Here is a 16,851-nt window from a genome sequence, read left to right as displayed (position 1 = left end):
CATTAAAAAAGAAAGTGTCTATTATAAAATTGTGAATTAGCATGGCATAGATTTAACGTTAAACATTTGGGTGAAGGTGCAAAGCATAAGGCGGTCAAATTGGTTAAAATGCCTTATTTCTTGCATGATTTGTTTGTAGGTTGCCAAATCGCAATTTTTATCCAAAAAAGCGATTTCTTCCGTTAAATCTTCTAAGTATAAATAGCGAACAGAAACACAAAACCATGTGCCAAAATGGTTTTTATTGCTCCATTCTATAAATGAATAGGCTTGACCCGGCACGACTTGTTTTTCGTACCGGAGAACCTCTATAAATGTTTGTTGATCGTGTTTATCTGTCTGATTGGAAGTTATCAGCCTTAAAGGGGCTTTAGTTCCCAACAGATTGTTTTGTATTTGTCGATTCATTTGACGTAGTATTAAGAGTTTTTACACTACGAGAACCATTTAAATACATACTGCGCTTATCAGCTTCAAGCGATTGCAATTGCTGATTAAGTTGTAATAATAACGGTTTTGTAATATTTGTTATACCGTAATTTTTACCACGTTGACCAAAAGAATGTAAACTTTCTACGATCTCAATCAAAATATGATAACAAGTATTAATATTCTGAAAAATGAAAGCATTGGAATTACCGGGAGAAAAGCGTTTAAATATATACTTAAACCTATCGTCATAAGAATGAAATAAACCATGATAGTAATTTATATCTCTTTCAGAAAATTGAAAATAAGAATTTCTAAAAACTTGATTTATTGTAGGTTGAGTAATATTTAAAATACTAACATTATCCCTGATAACACGTTTATATTTACGTAGAAAATTATTTGCTTCGGTCTTGTTATTGAATGTTAGCCAATTGCCATTGCCTAAATGAACCCTATACTTCTTTCTATATTTCGTGATTTCTAAATAAAGTTGTTTCATTTTAGCCCTAACATTTCAATTTAAATGCCAAAAAAGGGAAATTTTAGGAAAGATTATAAATATAGATTAAAATCGTTTGAAAACGAATAAAATAAGTATTTGCATACTATAAATTATAGTGCAAATACTTTGATAGCTATAATTCTCTATTATGTAAAATATCCCACTGTATCAAGTGTTTTAAAACAATATCCGGAACTGGGGTCATCATATTTTCGTTTTTGGATTTTGAATTAAAATTGAACATTCTACAGTTTGTACTATAATAGCCGCTATGTAAAATTGCCGCGCCCAAAGGCTCGATTGCTTTTTAAAAATTTAAATGCTTTATGGCATTTATTTTTAAACTCAATTTGCCACCGCTTGGCCACACCAAAAAAAGCTAAGCTTTTAATTTCTTGAACATTTTAATACAATTATCCAGACCAATTTGTGATTCTTTTGTTCTTACGTATTGCGAGGCTAGTTGTTCATTTTTTTCTATTTTATTTCCTAATAGATTGAGTATTTTGGTTTCTATCTTTTCATCTAATGTGATTTTTGCCAACCCCTCTCCTACAAATATTGGGTATTCTAATTTTAAAGAGAGTTCTATGACATCATCAATTGAATTATTTTTAAGGAACTCTAATAAAAAATCAACTCTTTTGGAAACAATAATTTTATTGTTTTTATCTATATCTAACTCATCCTTACCTTCAAAGAATTCTGGATAACTATCTTCAAATAAATAAATATCCCTTAAAATGATGTCTGATGGCTCAAATTTAAGCGCGACTGTTTCAAACTCGTTTAGAATATCAAGCGGAAGAGCCCATCTTGCTTGTTGAAAGCTTCTATGTTTACCAATTAAATTTCTAAATGCGTGAAAAACTATAGATTTATCATCTTCTTTAGTTGGAATATTATTACTGATATGCTCTAAAGCATCATTTATTTTGGCATTAGTAAAAACATCTAATTTATCAATCAATGATGATATTTTTTTAGAACAATTACCAGTAAGCTCAATAATATTTGAAATAGCAAAATCTTCCATTTCAAATCTCTCCCTATTTGTAACTGAAACATCCTCAATATTATTAAATAGCCTCCATTCCATTCGACTACTGTGAAAAGCTACATCGTGCTGATTTCCTATTAAATTATTAAACAAAACATAAGCAATTTCTGGAAAACGCTTGCGAATTAATTCTAATGCTTTAATTCTAATTCTTAAAGGAGCTAATGTCTGTGGATACCAGCTTCGATAAATTGATTTTAAAGTTGCTAATGGTGTATTTGCATTTGGATAATCTTTCGGCCCTTTTTCAATTAGCTGACAAATAATTAATGAAACTTTAGATAAGTTTTCTGGCATCCAAGCTATTTGTTCTAAAGTCCATAATAAATATGGTAGATAGCTATTCTTGCTCAGCATAGTATCTTCAACCTCAAAGAAAGAAAGAAGATTATCAGAAGCAACCAACGAATCAATCTCCTCTAACATAATTGAAGGTGCTGCCTCACCAAGCCTCATTAAATTACTAGATAATGACCTCCAAGTATTAGCATTGCCATTTCTAAGTATTTCACGCACAATACTGTTTACATACAACTCGGTAGAAAATCCACAATGTACACCAAACTCTTCTCCATAAACAGATAATATAATAAGTGTTTCAGCAATTCCTTGTTTTAATTCAGGGCTATATTTAGGCACGGCTTTGTGAATAGCAGCCATATAACGTTCTTCTGGTTTTAAATCTAGTGCTGGATTATGTTCACTCAATACTTTTATTGCTAATTCTTTAAATCCTTCTAAATCCTTGGCGGTAATATGCTTAGCCATAAACAGCCAACTATCAGTATGAGAAATTAATCGCCAAGTATCATTAACGAAAAGTATATTTGTTTCTTCTAATGATAAAAGCTCTCTAAGCGATTTTTCATATTCATCATATTTTTTTTCGCTAAGCTTCTCTACAACTTCCTTATCATATTGATTAGTACTTTTAAATCTAGATAATAAGAGCATTGGTATTAAGCTACTTTTTTTAGTTGCTGAATACCAATTAGGTTCCGTGTCACTAACTTTTAAAGTTCTTCGTAAAACACTAATATTTCTAGCTGTGTTTTTTGATAATTGCCTAGATTTTTCATTTCCAATCCCCATCTTTTTTAAAGATTCAATAAAGGGGGCAAATTCAATAATTGGTAAAACAATTTCATAGTTTTTTTTGGAACTATTTATCGTGGCAGGTACAATAATTATATGATTATTTGACTTAGCTTTTGAAATATCAATTTCTTCGATTTGACATTTAGGAATAATTATTAACTGCCTTTTCTCATTAATTAGTCTATGTAAACTATTTATATCAGTTGGAATAAGTGTTTTAGATAAAATAGATTCTTTCAATTTTTCATCCATCGAAACAATAGTAGCTAAAACAAATGCCAAGGCCTCATCGGTAGTTGGTGCCTTCATATAAGTTGATACTCCACTTGAATCAAGTAAGAGTTCTTTCAATGATGATACTGCTTCTTCTCTACCGCCTAATACTATTTCAGGAGGGAATTCATACTTATCAGTTTTAGACCAGCTACTCCAAAAATCTTCTCCAATATAAACTCCTTCAGTTGTTAAGCGTAAGTGGTTAGCCATCCAATAATCTACACCTCTAGCAATATCCAACCATTGTTCTAAATCACTTGCATCATAACATTTTACTTCTTTCCAAATTCCTTCTTTTGTTTTTTCTTCTGCCCATTCAGTTTTACCAACCCACACTCTAGGTGTTAAAAAAACAAATGTTGTTTCTGATTTATTAATACCCAGCGAATCTTTAGTTCTCTTCGCATAATCTTTATTAGCCTTTGTTTTAGTATCTGAATTGGTACCAAATTCCCATACCGAATCACCTTCTGGAATAAATTTATTTCCAATAGATGTTTTCAAAATTCCATCATAACCACCTATATAGGTATCTTCCTCTGCCGGAAAATCAGCTGATTTTATATTTTCGAAATTTAGGCTTGCAAATATTAGCTTCCTTACTAATAATGGTAATATTCCCTTACTATCTAAAGTACTTGCCCATTGATTAAGATGAATTGATTTTACTATCATAATTATTTTTGTCAATAATCTTATGTGTCACAAATCTGACCCTTAATTACTTGAAAGACAATATAACATATTAATTAAAATTTAATAATTATTTTGCCATTAAGACATAATTAAGCTAAATAAAAAAAGTAGGAGAAACTTCTCCTGCTTTTTTTATTTAGAATCCCAAAGGGATGAAAATTCATAAGAGGATTCGAACCCCAAATCTTTTTAAAGCGCCTGATTGACAATTAAGTGTGTATACCAATTTCACCATATGCTCACAAATAATATATCAATTATTATGCAAAAAAATTCCACATATATTACGCTTCCCTTCTACGTCGTCGCATAAAAAGTGTTTCATTGACATCGTAGAAGAAACTTTTAGAATAAATTTTTTAGAGAAACTTTAGCTGCAAATTTCGCTTTTAACCAAAGCTCAAGTTACATAACGAAGAACATTATAGTTAAAAAGAAGGAATATAGTACTTTATTAGGAATAGTCCTGTTTTTATACTTTTTTATATAGATCAGGGGTAGTGCCTTTCTTTAGGTCCCATGGATCTTTTACTAACATTATGCATCATTCAATCAAAGTTCATTTAAAATCAATTCTTATAATTCTAGTATTCCTCAAACGGCCCAGAAAATTTTAAATACGCTATTCTCAGCGATTGGTATTTATAGGTTGTTCCTTAACATGAATCTTAACTATAAGATGCTAGCATGACTTTGAGTTGAATAATGCTTCGTTAGCACTACGCATTATTCAACTCAAAGTCCGGTTTTGTATTGCTCTAACTTCATTCATGCTATCTTAAAAATACTTGTCTGACCAACTGACGCGATTTTTCAGTCACAGAAAGAGGTCTTTCGAAATGAGATTTTAGTCATCCTGAACTTGATTCAGGATCTCATCCAATGGCAAGTATGCTCTATTTTACATAATAGTATAGATTAATCTGTATACACTAAAAATTATTTGGCCAAATGATTTTATACAAAATGAAACATAGCTAAATTGTATCGTGAACTTCATTTTAACTTCAATCCCTATTCACGATACAAAAATATAAACCGATTTTTACTCGAAGTGACGGGATTGAAGTTCAATGAGTAAAATGCTCACTTATTTAAAGCATACTTCTCTCTTCTAGGAATTCCATAATAACCTCACTCCTCCACCATCCATAACGGGTTCTCGTTAAATTTGCGCCAAAGTTCCCGCAGCTGCTGCTCTAGCGGGATCAGTTCTGGAAACGGGAGTTCTTCCAGGCTTTCAATGGCCATTTTCCCGAACATTTCATCAATTTCGCTACGATCTTCTGTGCCATCTTGCAATTCGATAATGTATTTTAAAAGCTTATAACAAACGGTAAATTGACCACAGGCAATTAATTTGTTCATACGGTTAAGCTTAATATCTTCTTCACTCCACCACAAGGTCGTAGGCATTTGTGTGGCCGTTAGTGCTACATCTTGCAATAATTTAGACGGTGGGTCTATCGCTACTTTATCCTCATCGTTACGCGTGTACGAATTACGCTGCCCGTCCAGTTCGTAAATCATCGCGGTTGCTCTACGATTTTTGAGCTTACTTGAAGAATACAACAGGTCATAGTTAAGGCGGCGTATCTGGTTCATGAATACATAATTAATCATCGTGAAGGCACTGGACATGCGCTCGGCTAATATACGTTTGATCAGGGAAACCTTAAGGTTTTTAAGTCTTAGTATATCATCTTCAATAGTTTTGGGCACATTCTTTTCAAAGAGCTCGGCAATTTTTTTTAGATAAGTGTTTTTAACTACTGAGGCGATCAAGCCTATAGTCGTCGCCAATATACTTGCTCCCAATAGCACCCCAAAAACGATATAAATGGAAGCATAGGATCGGTCTCCAAACACTTGCATATCATTTAGTATGAGCATCAACACGGCGATTACCCCCGGAATCCAATAGAGGGCACGGACTTTTAAATAATCTAAAACTTTTGAAACAGCATCGGTCAGGCTGATACCGGCGACTGACTCAGATTCATGGGAGGGCTCCCAGGCCGGCATCTGGTTCCCTCCTACATCATTAATCAAAATAAGATCCAACCTGCCGCCTTTTCTTTTATCCGCAAGAACCATACTACCTATGCCCTGATTGTCTGCGATGCCTCCATCCATCAAACCGACTCCATCTTTAAAAACCTCATAGCTTTTGAGTTGTTGGTAACTGGAATTGTTATGATCCTTTATATAATCGTCAGGAAAAACAAGGGGCGCAAAGCCTATGGGAAAACAAGACGAACTGGCAACGATATCTCCTATTTCAATCTGATCTTTCAATGCGTTGATTTGACTCCTGTAGCTTTTGTATAAGGGACCATTTCCAAAATCACCTCTGTTCTGGAATCTATAGGTTAACCCGTAGGTAAAATCAGTAGCGTTAAAGCAAACGGTATCAAATTGCTTGATATGATTTTTGTGAAACATCTCAAAGGTTCCTTCAAAGACTTCCATCTCTTGATAACACAAGGCAAAGGCATTGATCACCGAGCGCCTGTTATAGGCATTATTTTTCCAAACCTGATCGTCCTTGAGTTTCCTGGTAGCATTTTCAAGAAGCTGATCATTAGCTGGTTCAAAGGTGGTATATAGCTTTTGGTAAAAATCGTTGAAATGCTGATTCTTTTGAACAGATCTGGTGTATGCCGCTGCAAGTAGCGTTCCCCCACTCACAGAACTTATGGATTTAACAGCCTCAAGTAAGCTTTTTTCCTGGAATTGTATTTTATGAAGCACAGAAAGTACCCCCAAGCCATAAAAAGTTGCTCTGTAGCCTCCTCCACTAAAGCAAAGTCCGATTTTATCGAAAGGTTTAAATTTTACAGGCATAGTTGATTTATTATTCAGTTGAAATCAAATAGTATAAAATTCAATAGAAACAATGGATAATAAAATACCTGATACTGGGTATTTTCGAAGTGTTTACTGGGAAACTACACTATCTTGGGGCAAGCCCATGAAGCATTCATCATTTTTTGGCATCGCGATTCAGATAGCTCTCGAGATCAGGATCGGAGTATTTCATCTCGGTTATCAAGTAACATTATATAGGCCTAATGATACTAATGTTAGGTAAATTTAGATCGAAAATTGCGAAGATCATCTGGGATATACCATCTCGCAAGCCTAATGGAAAAAAAATTTAAAGCAGTGTTTTACCGGCAAATAACAATACCGGTTTAATGAAAGATAATAACTGAAAACCGCACTATTAAAGTACCTTATTTTTTATCCAACAACCGCTCTAAATAAGCCACTTTTTCTTTTTCAGCTTCTAAAAGCTTTTTATAAAGCTCCTCAATTTTATCAGATTGTTCGATTATTTTATCGATTGGGTTAAATGTACAACCATAATTTACGGCAGATGAATTATCTACATGATATGTATTCCCTATAATATTTAAAATAGCCTCTTCACTAAAATTCTTAATCGCTTCTTTACTCACCCCTAAGGCTTTGGCTACTTTGTCCAGTTTTTCATCTTCAAGGTTTTCGTTTTGTTCCATTTGAGAAACGCTTTGTTGGCTGATGCCCAATTCTTCGGCCAGTGTTTCCTGTTTCATGCCGCGAAGTTCCCGGATCCGACTTATTTTTCTCCCGATATGTGGTGTGGCTGTACTATTCATGCGATAAAGTCTTAGAAAAATTAAAGATACTAAATTTTAAAAAATGGGATAACAGCCTGATCATTTTTATTGACTTTAGATCTGCAAGTCTTCTAAACGATTCTGCTTCGTTAGCCGGTTTGGTAAAACGGAATCAAAAAAATATTATTTGCAAGTCAGCTCTTTTATCCCTTTACAGAGTGCTTTCAGATATGATGGTCAACTATCTAATATTATGCACTATCCCTTTTAATTTCCGTTTATTAAAGCTGGATACCCTGGTTTGATCCTGCCGGTTAATAATGGCAAACACCACCACAGGAACAAGTACAAAACCGCCTACGATATAAATCACATAATGATCGCGGCTTCATTTAAAAACGGGGTTTACGAGATAAAATGTTAATGGCGTACCGATAAGAAAAACAAGTCCGCTTATAATTTGTGCAATCTTAGACGGTTTTGCATATAGTCTATCTACATGAAAATCATTGTGCTGGCCACAAGATTTACATTGTATGTTTATAGTTTCACCTTTATACATGACGAACTCGACACGTGTATGAGCATCTGTAGTAATACTAATTTCTCCTTCGCAGTTTTTACATGTTCCGTAGACCTTCATCTTTGATGTTTTAAATCATTGATGACTTAGAAAAATCAACAGTAAAATATAAAACCAAAACTACTTAAAAACAAAAAAGCTCACCATTTCTGGTGAGCTTTCTAATAAACCTTAAAAAACTATATATTATATAACTTCTACGTTTACTGCGTTTAATCCTCTCTTACCTTCCTGAAGATCAAATTTAACTTCGTCGCCTTCGCGAATCTCGTCAATTAAACCTGTTACGTGTACAAAGTGGTCTTTGTCTACTCCTTCTTCAGTGATAAATCCAAATCCTTTACTATCGTTAAAGAATTTTACTGTTCCTTTACTCATGTTAATGTATTAATTAATAAGTGACAAAGATGGAACTAATATTTGGATAAATCACTATATGTTTGATTTATTTTCAGATTTAACACTTTGATTTTCAGTAAAATAATTTTAATTTTATTTCAAACCCTATAATTGCTGGGTTTACGCAGCTATTTTTCCTTCTAAAATCATTCTGTAGGAGGAGACGATAAACTATTATTTTAAATGTTGAATGTTGAATTTGGAATGACTGTTCCTGTACAATAACTTTTGAACTTTCAACTTTTAAACTTTCTAACTTAAATTGTTGATTGAGATTTCTCGGCTTCATTTCATTACGCTCGAAATGACAGCGGAGTTTTTGTATTTAGAATATAGAAAAGAGAAAATACATAAGAGACGCAAGAGTCAGGAAACAGGATGATGAGTTTTGAATGTTGAATGACTGTTCATGTACAATAACTTTTGAACCTTGAACCTTGAACTTTTGAACTTTCAACTTTCAAACTTTTTACTCAAAACAGACTTCTCGATACATCAAATTTTTCCATTGCTTTCCAAAATTTGATACTCGAAGTGACCATTATGGAACTTTTTTGAATGTTGAATGTTGAATTTGAAATGACTGTTCATATACAACAACTTTAAACCTTCAACTTTTAAACTTTCTAACTTAAATTGTTGATTGAAATTTCTCGGCTTCATTTCATTGCGCTCGAAATGACAGCGGAGGTGTTTGTATTTAGAATATAGAAAAGAGACAATAAACTATTATTTTAAATGTTGAATGATTGTTCATGTACAACAACTTTTAAACCTTGAACATTCTAACTTTGAACTTTCAAACTTTTTACTAAAAAACAGACTTCTCGATACATCAAATTTTTCCATTGCTTTCCAAAATTTGATACTCGAAGTGACCATTATGGAACTTTTTTGAATTTTGGATTTTGAATGATTGTTCATGTACAACAACTTTTGAACCTTGAACTTTCAAACTTTCTAACTTAAATTGTTGATTGAGATTTCTCGGCTTCATTTCATTGCGCTCGAAATGACAGCTGAGGTATTTGTATTTAGAATATAGAAAAGAGACAATAAACTATTATTTTAAATGTTGAATGATTGTTCACCGTACAACAACTTTTTAAACCTTGAACATTCTAACTTTGAACTTTCTAACTTTTAAACTTTGACAGTTACAGCTAAATCGATTTATTTACTGAAAATAATTTTATAACTTTATTGGCTCAAGTCATTTATACTAAAAAATATGTTCGGAAAACGACCCATTGTGACCTCCTATTTTACCAAACCTATACGTCACCTGCTTTTTACAGCAGGTACCCTAGCCCTAATAAGTATGTGCTGGGGTTGCAAAACGAAGATTGATTCTAAAGAAAACAAGCAGAAAAAACCGAATATCATTCTGGTGTTTATTGACGATATGGGGTGGCAGGATTTATCCAGCTTTGGAAATCAAGAGGCTAAAACACCCAATGTAGATCAGCTGGCAGCTGAAGGTATTAGTTTTGATCAGTTTTACGTAAACGCGCCGATCTGTTCGCCATCTCGTGTAGCCATATCTACTGGAACTTATCCGCAACGATGGAATATCACCTCCTACCTTTCAGACAGGCAGCATAATAATCGTAGAGGTTTGGCCAACTGGTTAGCTCCCGAAGCACCAATGCTGGCTAAAGATCTAAAGGCGAATGGGTATGCCACCGGTCATTTTGGAAAATGGCATATGGGCGGCCAAAGGAATGTGGTAGAAGCTCCCAAAATCACGACCTATGGTTTTGATGAATCACTTACCAATTTTGAAGGGATTGGTCCTAAATTACTACCACTTACCAAAGATGCGGAAGGCAACGTAGGCCGGATTTGGGAAGATGCCGAACGTTTAGGTGGCGAAGTGACCTGGATGCAGCGATCTGAAATCACTACCGGCTTTATCGACGCCGCCATTGATTTTATGGATAAGGCCAGCGCTGAAGATACCCCATTTTATGTAAATATCTGGCCGGATGACGTTCATAGTCCGTTTTGGCCGCCATTTGAAGATTATAACCTTACCAAAGAAGACGGAAAACGTGCGTTATATTTAGCGGTGCTAAAAGAAATGGATAAACAGTTTGGAAAATTTTTTAACTATGTAAAAAACAATAAAGCTTTAAGCGAAAATACACTGATTGTTTTTTGCTCTGATAATGGTCCCGAACCCGGTGCCGGAAAATCTGGAGAACTACGCGGATTTAAAGGTCATTTATATGAAGGCGGCATCCGATCGTCTTTAATTGTGTGGGGACCGAATTTTGTTGCGGAAAATGCCCGGGGTACCCGAAATTCTCAAAATTACTTTTCGGCCATCGATCTAAAACCTTCCTTATTACAATTTACCGGTATTGGTACCGAAAAAGAGGAACTAACCGACGGGGAAAATATGCTTAAAACTATGCTGGGAAAAAACAGTCATTCCCGTAAAGCACCTATTTTTTGGAGCAGACCACCAGATCGTAAAACATATGAGGATTTTGAGCAAGCTCTCCCCGATTTAGCGATGAGAGCGGGTGATTTTAAACTGGTTTGTGACTATGATGGCGGCAGGCCGGCATTGTATAATCTTGTAAAAGATCCGGCGGAAACCAACAATATTGCCACAGAGTATCCCGGAAAAGTAAAAAAAATGACGACTCAAGTTACCCATTGGTATCAAAAAATGCCGGAATTGGAAAAAGAGGAGTAACGAACAGGTGCCAGAAAAACAAAATCTTTTTAAAATAGCCATTTTATAAGCCTTAACTGCCAGCCGATGAAACCGGCTGGCAGTTAAGGTTGATGATATTCATGATCTGAAAAGAGGGTTCCTAGGGTTTAAAAAAATTAGAATGCTGAACGGAGGAACGCTGCATGGCTTTTTTAGGCGTTTCCGGAGTTTGTAAAAAATCACGATACCATAGCCCCGAATTTTTAATAATACGTTGTTGGGTTTTGTAATCGATGTATACGAGTCCGAATCTGGGATGGTAGCCCTCGGCCCACTCAAAATTATCGGTAAAGCTCCATACAAAATAGCCGTTTACATTAATGCCTTGATTCCTGGCTTTTAAGACCGCTCCCATATATTGCTGAAGATACTGTTGTCTCTTTTCATCTTTTACCTGGCCGTTGATTAGATGATCCGGAAAGGCAGCGCCATTTTCGGTCACCAGTATATTTTTTACTCCGGGATATGCGTCATATTTTTTTAGCAGTTGGAAAAGTCCTTCGGGATATATTTCCCAGCCCATTTCAGTTGTTGGCAGGTTTCGCTTTTCTGCCTTGATATTGGTGGCCTGTAGATACGGAATCCACCAGGCATTTTTTACAAGTTCACGGGTATAATTCTGGATACCGATAAAGTCGAATTCAAAGGCTAACAATTGATCATCTTCAGGCTTATAAAATTTATCCACCCGCTTTAAAAATGGCAATTCCTCGAAAGGATACCCGTAGCCCAGGCTGAGTTCCAAAAACAATCGGTTGACCAGGCAATCTACCCGCTTAGCGGCTTTATGATCTTTTTCACGATCCCGGTAGGCTTCAATATACGAACAGGAAAATGTGGTACCAATATTCAGGTTTGGATTATGATCTCGCAAGATACTCCCCCCAATTGCCTGGCACAGGGAAGCATGATGCATGGCGGGTATAAAATTTTTAACCCCTCTCCTACCCGGCGCATGAATTCCCAAAAAATGCCCTGCTCCTAAAAATACCAAAGGTTCGTTTAAAACCATCCAGTTGTTTACACGATCACCAAATCGTGTTACACAAATTTTCACGTATTCACTAAACCAGTTAATGATGTCTCGATTGGTCCAGCCCCCTTTACGTTCCAGGGCCTGCGGTAAATCCCAGTGATAGAGTGTCACCCAGGGTGTAATCCCTATTTTTAAACATTCATCAATAAGCCGATCATAAAAATCAAGACCGGCTGAATTAACCGCTCCGGTACCATCAGGTAAAATCCGGGACCAGGAAATCGAAAATCGGAAATTTGAAATATTCATCGATTTCATTAACTGTAAGTCTTCACGGAATCGATGATAGAAATCACAGGCAACATCAGCATTTTGTCCCTCGTAGATTTTTCCTTTCTTATGGGAAAATTCGTCCCATATTGATGCCTTTTTACCATCGCTATAGGGACTTCCTTCAATTTGAAAAGCTGCGGTAGAAGTTCCCCAAATAAAATCATTCCCGAAATCACTACGCTTTAATGCTGAAAAATGTGCTTGTTTCACAAGATAAATCTATATTGATTATTTGATTTTAGTTTTTTAAAGCCCTAAGAAATCATCTGTAGCGCTTTGATCTTTAGTTTTACCATTTCTTCACCGCTTTTGCTTATACGCAGCTGATACATCACTGATGCATCGTACAAAAATCACCATTGGTTTGTTTATCAAACAAAGGCTTTATTTATACAATTTGCTTAGGAGGTACAGGAGACTTCAGGTCTTTTTGAGCGGTGGCGATTAACCGATCAATAATTTTTTCGGTTTCATCAGGAAAATCCACCTCGATAATCTCATCTTTTAAAAGCCATGGTTCAATGGCATGACAAGACTTCTTTTTTAGATTTTTAAGTACGGTAACCCCCATTGTTTTCAGCATCGCGGCGTTGCATTGCTGTTCAAACTGACCTTTCATGGGTACCACCAACAATTTTTTCTTTAGAAATAAGGCCTCGGCCGGGGTTTCAAAGCCCGCTCCGCAAATTACGCCACTACATGTGCTTAGGCTCTTTACAAAATCCTGGTTGTTTACCGGGCGAATGATAATATTATCGATTGTGGAAGCCTTTTTAAAATGTTTTGAAAATATCTCGAACCTGAATGCTGGAAAACTACTAAACAGTTTAAGCAATTTTTTATCGGAATACGAAGGAAGGTATACGGTGTAATGGGCTAATTTTTCCGGCTGAATCTGTCTTATCTCAGACCGTATCACCGGTGTAAAAATACGATCATCAAAAGCCCTAAAATGAAACCCAAAACTAAAGCTGCAGGGTGCATACTGCTTTAAAATTTTTAATCCTAACCAGTCTTCCTTTAAAGGTTTTGGCGCTAAAGGATGTAATACGGCCGATTGATGACTTAATCCAAAACAGTTTTTATGAGCCATCGTACATGCCCAGGCCGTTACCGGCTCAAAATCGTTTATAACGAGATCATATTCCTGTACCGGCACACTTTTTATTTCTTTGTACAGGCGTTTCAGTCGGTTTTTGCGATAGGTGTTCCAAATATCCACACCACCTTTTTTTCCGAAGATAAAACTAAGGCCTTTCAGCTGATATTTAACGTCGTAAGGTAATTTTAAATCGCCCTGAATACCGCTGACCAAAAGATCAACCGCTCCTTTTTTTTGTAAAATAGGGATAATTTCCAACGCCCGACTAAGATGCCCATTGCCGGTGCCCTGGATCGCATAAAGTATTTTCATTAATGCGATATTCTAAAAAAATGGATATGATTTTTTTTCTTCAGAATAAATGGTGAGATCATCGCACTTAATCTACGTTGCACAAAAATCGCCACCAGTATTTCCTGAAAATTATCCTTTAAGAAATAATTTTTAGTGGGCTTAAGCTTGGCGTTCCCTTTCAGCATCATACGCTTATCCATAACAATAATTTATTACTCATAAATTTATAAGCTTATGAATTAAAAGGTGTTACGTGTATTTTAAATAAGTGTATGTTTAAGGTTAAAAACTATCTTGCAGCCCGCTGTGTAAAGTGACAAGCTTGTTTGCTAACTGAGTTTTAAAGAGGTCATCGTTAGCGAACCGCCTACCGCTTTGTCATTAAAAAATTCCAGCTTATCATTATCCTCCTGTAGGGCCAGAATGTATAGTAATGGCAAATAATGATCTGATGTGGGGACCGCAAGCTTTACCGCTGTTCCTAAATTCGCGTAGTCCTGAAGTGCGTTATGGTCTTTGGAAAGTATTAAATTTTTAATTTTAGTATCGGCATCCCTCGCCCAATCGAAGGCATGATCTATCTTATTCATATGAGGCCAGTCGATAAGATGTAAGTTATGCACTATATTGCCGCTGCCTAAAATTAAAATTCCTTTTCTCCTAAGTATCGCTAGTTCTTTAGCCAGCCTGTAATGTTGCTGCGGACTTTTATAAGCATCTAAACTTAGCTGAACGATTGGGATGTTTGCTTCAGGATACAGATGTTTAAGCACACTCCAGGCACCGTGATCTAATCCCCACTGATGATCTAAATGAATATTTTCGCCGGTGAGTAAACCAGCTGTTACTTCCGCCAGTTTGGAATTTCCCCTGGCCGGATACTCAACATCAAATAATGCCTGTGGAAAACCTCCAAAATCATGAATAGTTCTTGGATTACTCATGGCCGTAACGGCTGTTCCTCCCGTAATCCAGTGTGCCGAAATACATAAAATAGTCTTTGGTTTTGGTAAGCTTGCAGCAACTTTTCGCCAATTAGCCACAAATTCATTTTCTTCAATAGCATTCATCGGGCTTCCATGCCCAAAAAATAATACGGGCATTTTTGGGGTGGTTTTAAAATCTGTTGAAATCTTATATATGTCTGCTAAATTCATTATTCATCGAATTAGGTTATTCTTTTATTTATCCCAGGCAACACCAACTATAAAAAAAGCCTTTCGGATAGTATACCGAAAGGCTGATGGTCATTTTTCTTTTTCTTCTTTCAGCGCATTAAGCCAGCGATGTTGCTAATTGCTTTTCAGCTTTATTCAGCGCTTCATCTCTTAATTCTGGAATGGCAATACCTTCTACTCTTATCAATTCTACGTCTGTCATGCCAAGGAAGCCCAATACTTTGATCAGATAATCGGATACGAAATCGTAAGCAGGATTTTCAGAATACACTCCTCCTGAACTCATCGCGATATATACTTTTTTACCACTAACTAATCCTTGTGGACCTTCTTCAGTGTATTTAAAAGTAACTCCCGATTTAGCCAGGTGATCGATCCATGCTTTTAGTTGTGATGGAATTCCGAAATTGTATAAAGGTGCACCAATAACCAAAATATCGGCATCAAGTAATTCCTGGATAACTTCGTCCTGAAAAGCTATAGTTTCTCTTTGTGCTTCGGTTCTGTTTTCTTCGGGAGTAATGATGGCCTGCCATTTATCTGCAGTGATATGTGGAAAATCTTCTGCAACGAGGTTTCTTTCTACAACTTCACTATCAGGATTTTCTTTTTTTAGCTGCTCTAAAATTTTATTTCCTAAAGCCATACTATAAGAGTTCTGTCCGTTTAAGCTAGAAATCACATGAAGTATCTTTTTCATAATAGGTATTTTAAGTAAACTTTCTCAGGATAAATCCGTGAGACATTTATAAGAAATTGTTTATTTATTTCGAGTGTTCTATATTCTGTCCTAATATTAAAACTTATCAAGATCGGAAAACATGATCCTGATTTTCCATCAACATTTGTATATACAAATATATAAACAATACTCCTGCGATAAACGGTACTTCCATAGATGTTACTACTAACATTTAGTTTAGTAGTTTAAACATCCTGCTCTATAAAACGTTCACGAAATTCTTGCGGATTGGTATTGAAAACCCTGCATAGGGCAGTTTCAAAATCGGCAAAGTTGCTAAAACCACAAGCTTCGGCAAGGCATGCTAAATCGCATTCTTCATACTCGGGGATATTGATCATTTCCCTTACCTCCAACACCCTTAAATCGTCCAGATATTGATTAAAAGTGCACTGCTTCGATTTTTTAAGAATATAATCCAGCTCTTTTGAGGTGAGCATAAGATGCCTGCTGATTTCATCTATTTTTAAATTCTGAATTAAATAAAATTTTTCCCTTTGCATGATTTTATCGAGAAGCCTTACATATTCCAGGGCGGCACTATGATCGATATAAAGATGGTGTGAAGATTGCTCCTCCTCATTTTCTTCCAGTACTCCGCTATTGCAGATCATAATTAGAAAAAGAGGAAATAAGATGAATAAAACAAGGGTTGAGCCAGAAATAGCAAATATCCCCAAACTAACCAGCAACAAAAAGCCAACAATGTAAGATACGAACAAACTCATCGATGTGATTGTTTTATCTAAGAGCCTTCGTTAATAGTAGGGTGTAAAAACGCTACGGCTAAAAATTAATACTGTATTTTTAAACTAAATATTTGTAAATAGATAATGCAATTGTAATG

Annotated in this window: 14 protein-coding genes; 1 reads left to right on the top strand and 13 read right to left on the bottom strand. The window is 35.5% G+C overall.

What is annotated here, in order from left to right; translation table 11 throughout:
• Nucleotides 1–36: 36 nt before the first annotated feature.
• The 7 genes from ZPR_RS12635 to ZPR_RS12595 all read right to left on the bottom strand — a co-directional run bounded on the left by ZPR_RS12635 (nt 37) and on the right by ZPR_RS12595 (nt 8,630).
• Nucleotides 37–381 (bottom strand): ASCH domain-containing protein, encoded by a 345-nt coding sequence (locus ZPR_RS12635; RefSeq protein ID WP_148211722.1) that lies wholly within the window; start codon nt 379–381, stop codon nt 37–39.
• A complete protein-coding gene (locus ZPR_RS12630) occupies nt 371–931 on the bottom strand; it encodes a hypothetical protein (protein WP_013072081.1) in 561 nt (186 codons plus the stop codon). The genes ZPR_RS12635 and ZPR_RS12630 overlap by 11 nt, the downstream gene beginning before the upstream one ends.
• Before the next feature lie 382 nt (nt 932–1,313).
• Nucleotides 1,314–4,043, bottom strand: a complete 2,730-nt coding sequence (locus ZPR_RS12625; protein ID WP_013072079.1) for a hypothetical protein — start codon at nt 4,041–4,043, stop codon at nt 1,314–1,316.
• A 1,155-nt stretch (nt 4,044–5,198) separates the two neighbouring features.
• Nucleotides 5,199–6,911 carry a patatin-like phospholipase family protein gene (locus tag ZPR_RS12615; RefSeq protein ID WP_013072078.1) on the bottom strand — a complete coding sequence of 571 codons (1,713 nt, stop codon included), beginning with the start codon at nt 6,909–6,911 and terminating at the stop codon, nt 5,199–5,201.
• Between the two features lie 392 nt (nt 6,912–7,303).
• Entirely contained in the window at nt 7,304–7,708 is a 405-nt protein-coding gene (locus tag ZPR_RS12605) for a helix-turn-helix domain-containing protein (protein WP_013072077.1), read from the bottom strand.
• Between the two features lie 349 nt (nt 7,709–8,057).
• Complete coding sequence (locus ZPR_RS22565; RefSeq protein ID WP_049771446.1) at nt 8,058–8,312, bottom strand: hypothetical protein; 255 nt, start codon at nt 8,310–8,312, stop codon at nt 8,058–8,060.
• 126 nt (nt 8,313–8,438) lie between these two features.
• Entirely contained in the window at nt 8,439–8,630 is a 192-nt protein-coding gene (locus tag ZPR_RS12595) for a cold-shock protein (protein ID WP_013072074.1), read from the bottom strand.
• A 1,252-nt stretch (nt 8,631–9,882) separates the two neighbouring features.
• Between ZPR_RS12595 and ZPR_RS12585 the strand changes: the two genes are divergently transcribed.
• Entirely contained in the window at nt 9,883–11,358 is a 1,476-nt protein-coding gene (locus ZPR_RS12585) for a sulfatase family protein (protein ID WP_013072072.1), read from the top strand.
• 121 nt (nt 11,359–11,479) lie between these two features.
• Here ZPR_RS12585 and ZPR_RS12580 read toward each other — a convergent pair whose 3' ends face one another.
• The 6 genes from ZPR_RS12580 to ZPR_RS12555 form a co-directional block, all read right to left on the bottom strand.
• Nucleotides 11,480–12,898: a GH1 family beta-glucosidase gene (locus ZPR_RS12580; RefSeq protein ID WP_013072071.1), complete on the bottom strand. Its 1,419-nt coding sequence runs from the start codon at nt 12,896–12,898 to the stop codon at nt 11,480–11,482.
• Between the two features lie 178 nt (nt 12,899–13,076).
• Nucleotides 13,077–14,102: a glycosyltransferase family protein gene (locus ZPR_RS12575; protein ID WP_013072070.1), complete on the bottom strand. Its 1,026-nt coding sequence runs from the start codon at nt 14,100–14,102 to the stop codon at nt 13,077–13,079.
• Nucleotides 14,102–14,284: a hypothetical protein gene (locus ZPR_RS12570; protein ID WP_013072069.1), complete on the bottom strand. Its 183-nt coding sequence runs from the start codon at nt 14,282–14,284 to the stop codon at nt 14,102–14,104. Before ZPR_RS12570 ends, ZPR_RS12575 begins: the two co-directional genes overlap by 1 nt.
• 129 nt (nt 14,285–14,413) lie before the next feature.
• Nucleotides 14,414–15,241, bottom strand: a complete 828-nt coding sequence (ygiD, locus tag ZPR_RS12565; RefSeq protein ID WP_013072068.1) for a 4,5-DOPA-extradiol-dioxygenase — start codon at nt 15,239–15,241, stop codon at nt 14,414–14,416.
• A 118-nt stretch (nt 15,242–15,359) separates the two neighbouring features.
• Entirely contained in the window at nt 15,360–15,962 is a 603-nt protein-coding gene (locus ZPR_RS12560) for an FMN-dependent NADH-azoreductase (RefSeq protein WP_013072067.1), read from the bottom strand.
• 227 nt (nt 15,963–16,189) lie between these two features.
• Nucleotides 16,190–16,732: a helix-turn-helix domain-containing protein gene (locus ZPR_RS12555; RefSeq protein WP_041578901.1), complete on the bottom strand. Its 543-nt coding sequence runs from the start codon at nt 16,730–16,732 to the stop codon at nt 16,190–16,192.
• Nucleotides 16,733–16,851 lie beyond the last annotated feature (119 nt).

The sequence above is a fragment of the Zunongwangia profunda SM-A87 genome (assembly GCF_000023465.1).
Taxonomy (GTDB): Bacteria; Bacteroidota; Bacteroidia; order Flavobacteriales; family Flavobacteriaceae; genus Zunongwangia; species Zunongwangia profunda.
The sequence above is the reverse complement of the archived record's forward strand: the minus strand, read 5'-3'. Positions and strand labels throughout refer to the sequence as shown.

What these genes read in the sequence shown, in the direction of transcription:
- ZPR_RS12575 (WP_013072070.1), bottom strand. Translation starts at nt 14,102, where the DNA reads ATGAAAATACTTTATGCGATCCAGGGCACCGGCAATGGGCATCTTAGT.
- ZPR_RS22565 (WP_049771446.1), bottom strand. Translation starts at nt 8,312, where the DNA reads ATGAAGGTCTACGGAACATGTAAAAACTGCGAAGGAGAAATTAGTATT.
- ZPR_RS12625 (WP_013072079.1), bottom strand. Translation starts at nt 4,043, where the DNA reads ATGATAGTAAAATCAATTCATCTTAATCAATGGGCAAGTACTTTAGAT.
- ZPR_RS12560 (WP_013072067.1), bottom strand. Translation starts at nt 15,962, where the DNA reads ATGAAAAAGATACTTCATGTGATTTCTAGCTTAAACGGACAGAACTCT.
- ZPR_RS12630 (WP_013072081.1), bottom strand. Translation starts at nt 931, where the DNA reads ATGAAACAACTTTATTTAGAAATCACGAAATATAGAAAGAAGTATAGG.
- ZPR_RS12615 (WP_013072078.1), bottom strand. Translation starts at nt 6,911, where the DNA reads ATGCCTGTAAAATTTAAACCTTTCGATAAAATCGGACTTTGCTTTAGT.
- ZPR_RS12585 (WP_013072072.1), top strand. Translation starts at nt 9,883, where the DNA reads ATGTTCGGAAAACGACCCATTGTGACCTCCTATTTTACCAAACCTATA.
- ZPR_RS12570 (WP_013072069.1), bottom strand. Translation starts at nt 14,284, where the DNA reads ATGGATAAGCGTATGATGCTGAAAGGGAACGCCAAGCTTAAGCCCACT.
- ZPR_RS12555 (WP_041578901.1), bottom strand. Translation starts at nt 16,732, where the DNA reads ATGAGTTTGTTCGTATCTTACATTGTTGGCTTTTTGTTGCTGGTTAGT.
- ZPR_RS12605 (WP_013072077.1), bottom strand. Translation starts at nt 7,708, where the DNA reads ATGAATAGTACAGCCACACCACATATCGGGAGAAAAATAAGTCGGATC.
- ZPR_RS12595 (WP_013072074.1), bottom strand. Translation starts at nt 8,630, where the DNA reads ATGAGTAAAGGAACAGTAAAATTCTTTAACGATAGTAAAGGATTTGGA.
- ygiD (WP_013072068.1), bottom strand. Translation starts at nt 15,241, where the DNA reads ATGAATTTAGCAGACATATATAAGATTTCAACAGATTTTAAAACCACC.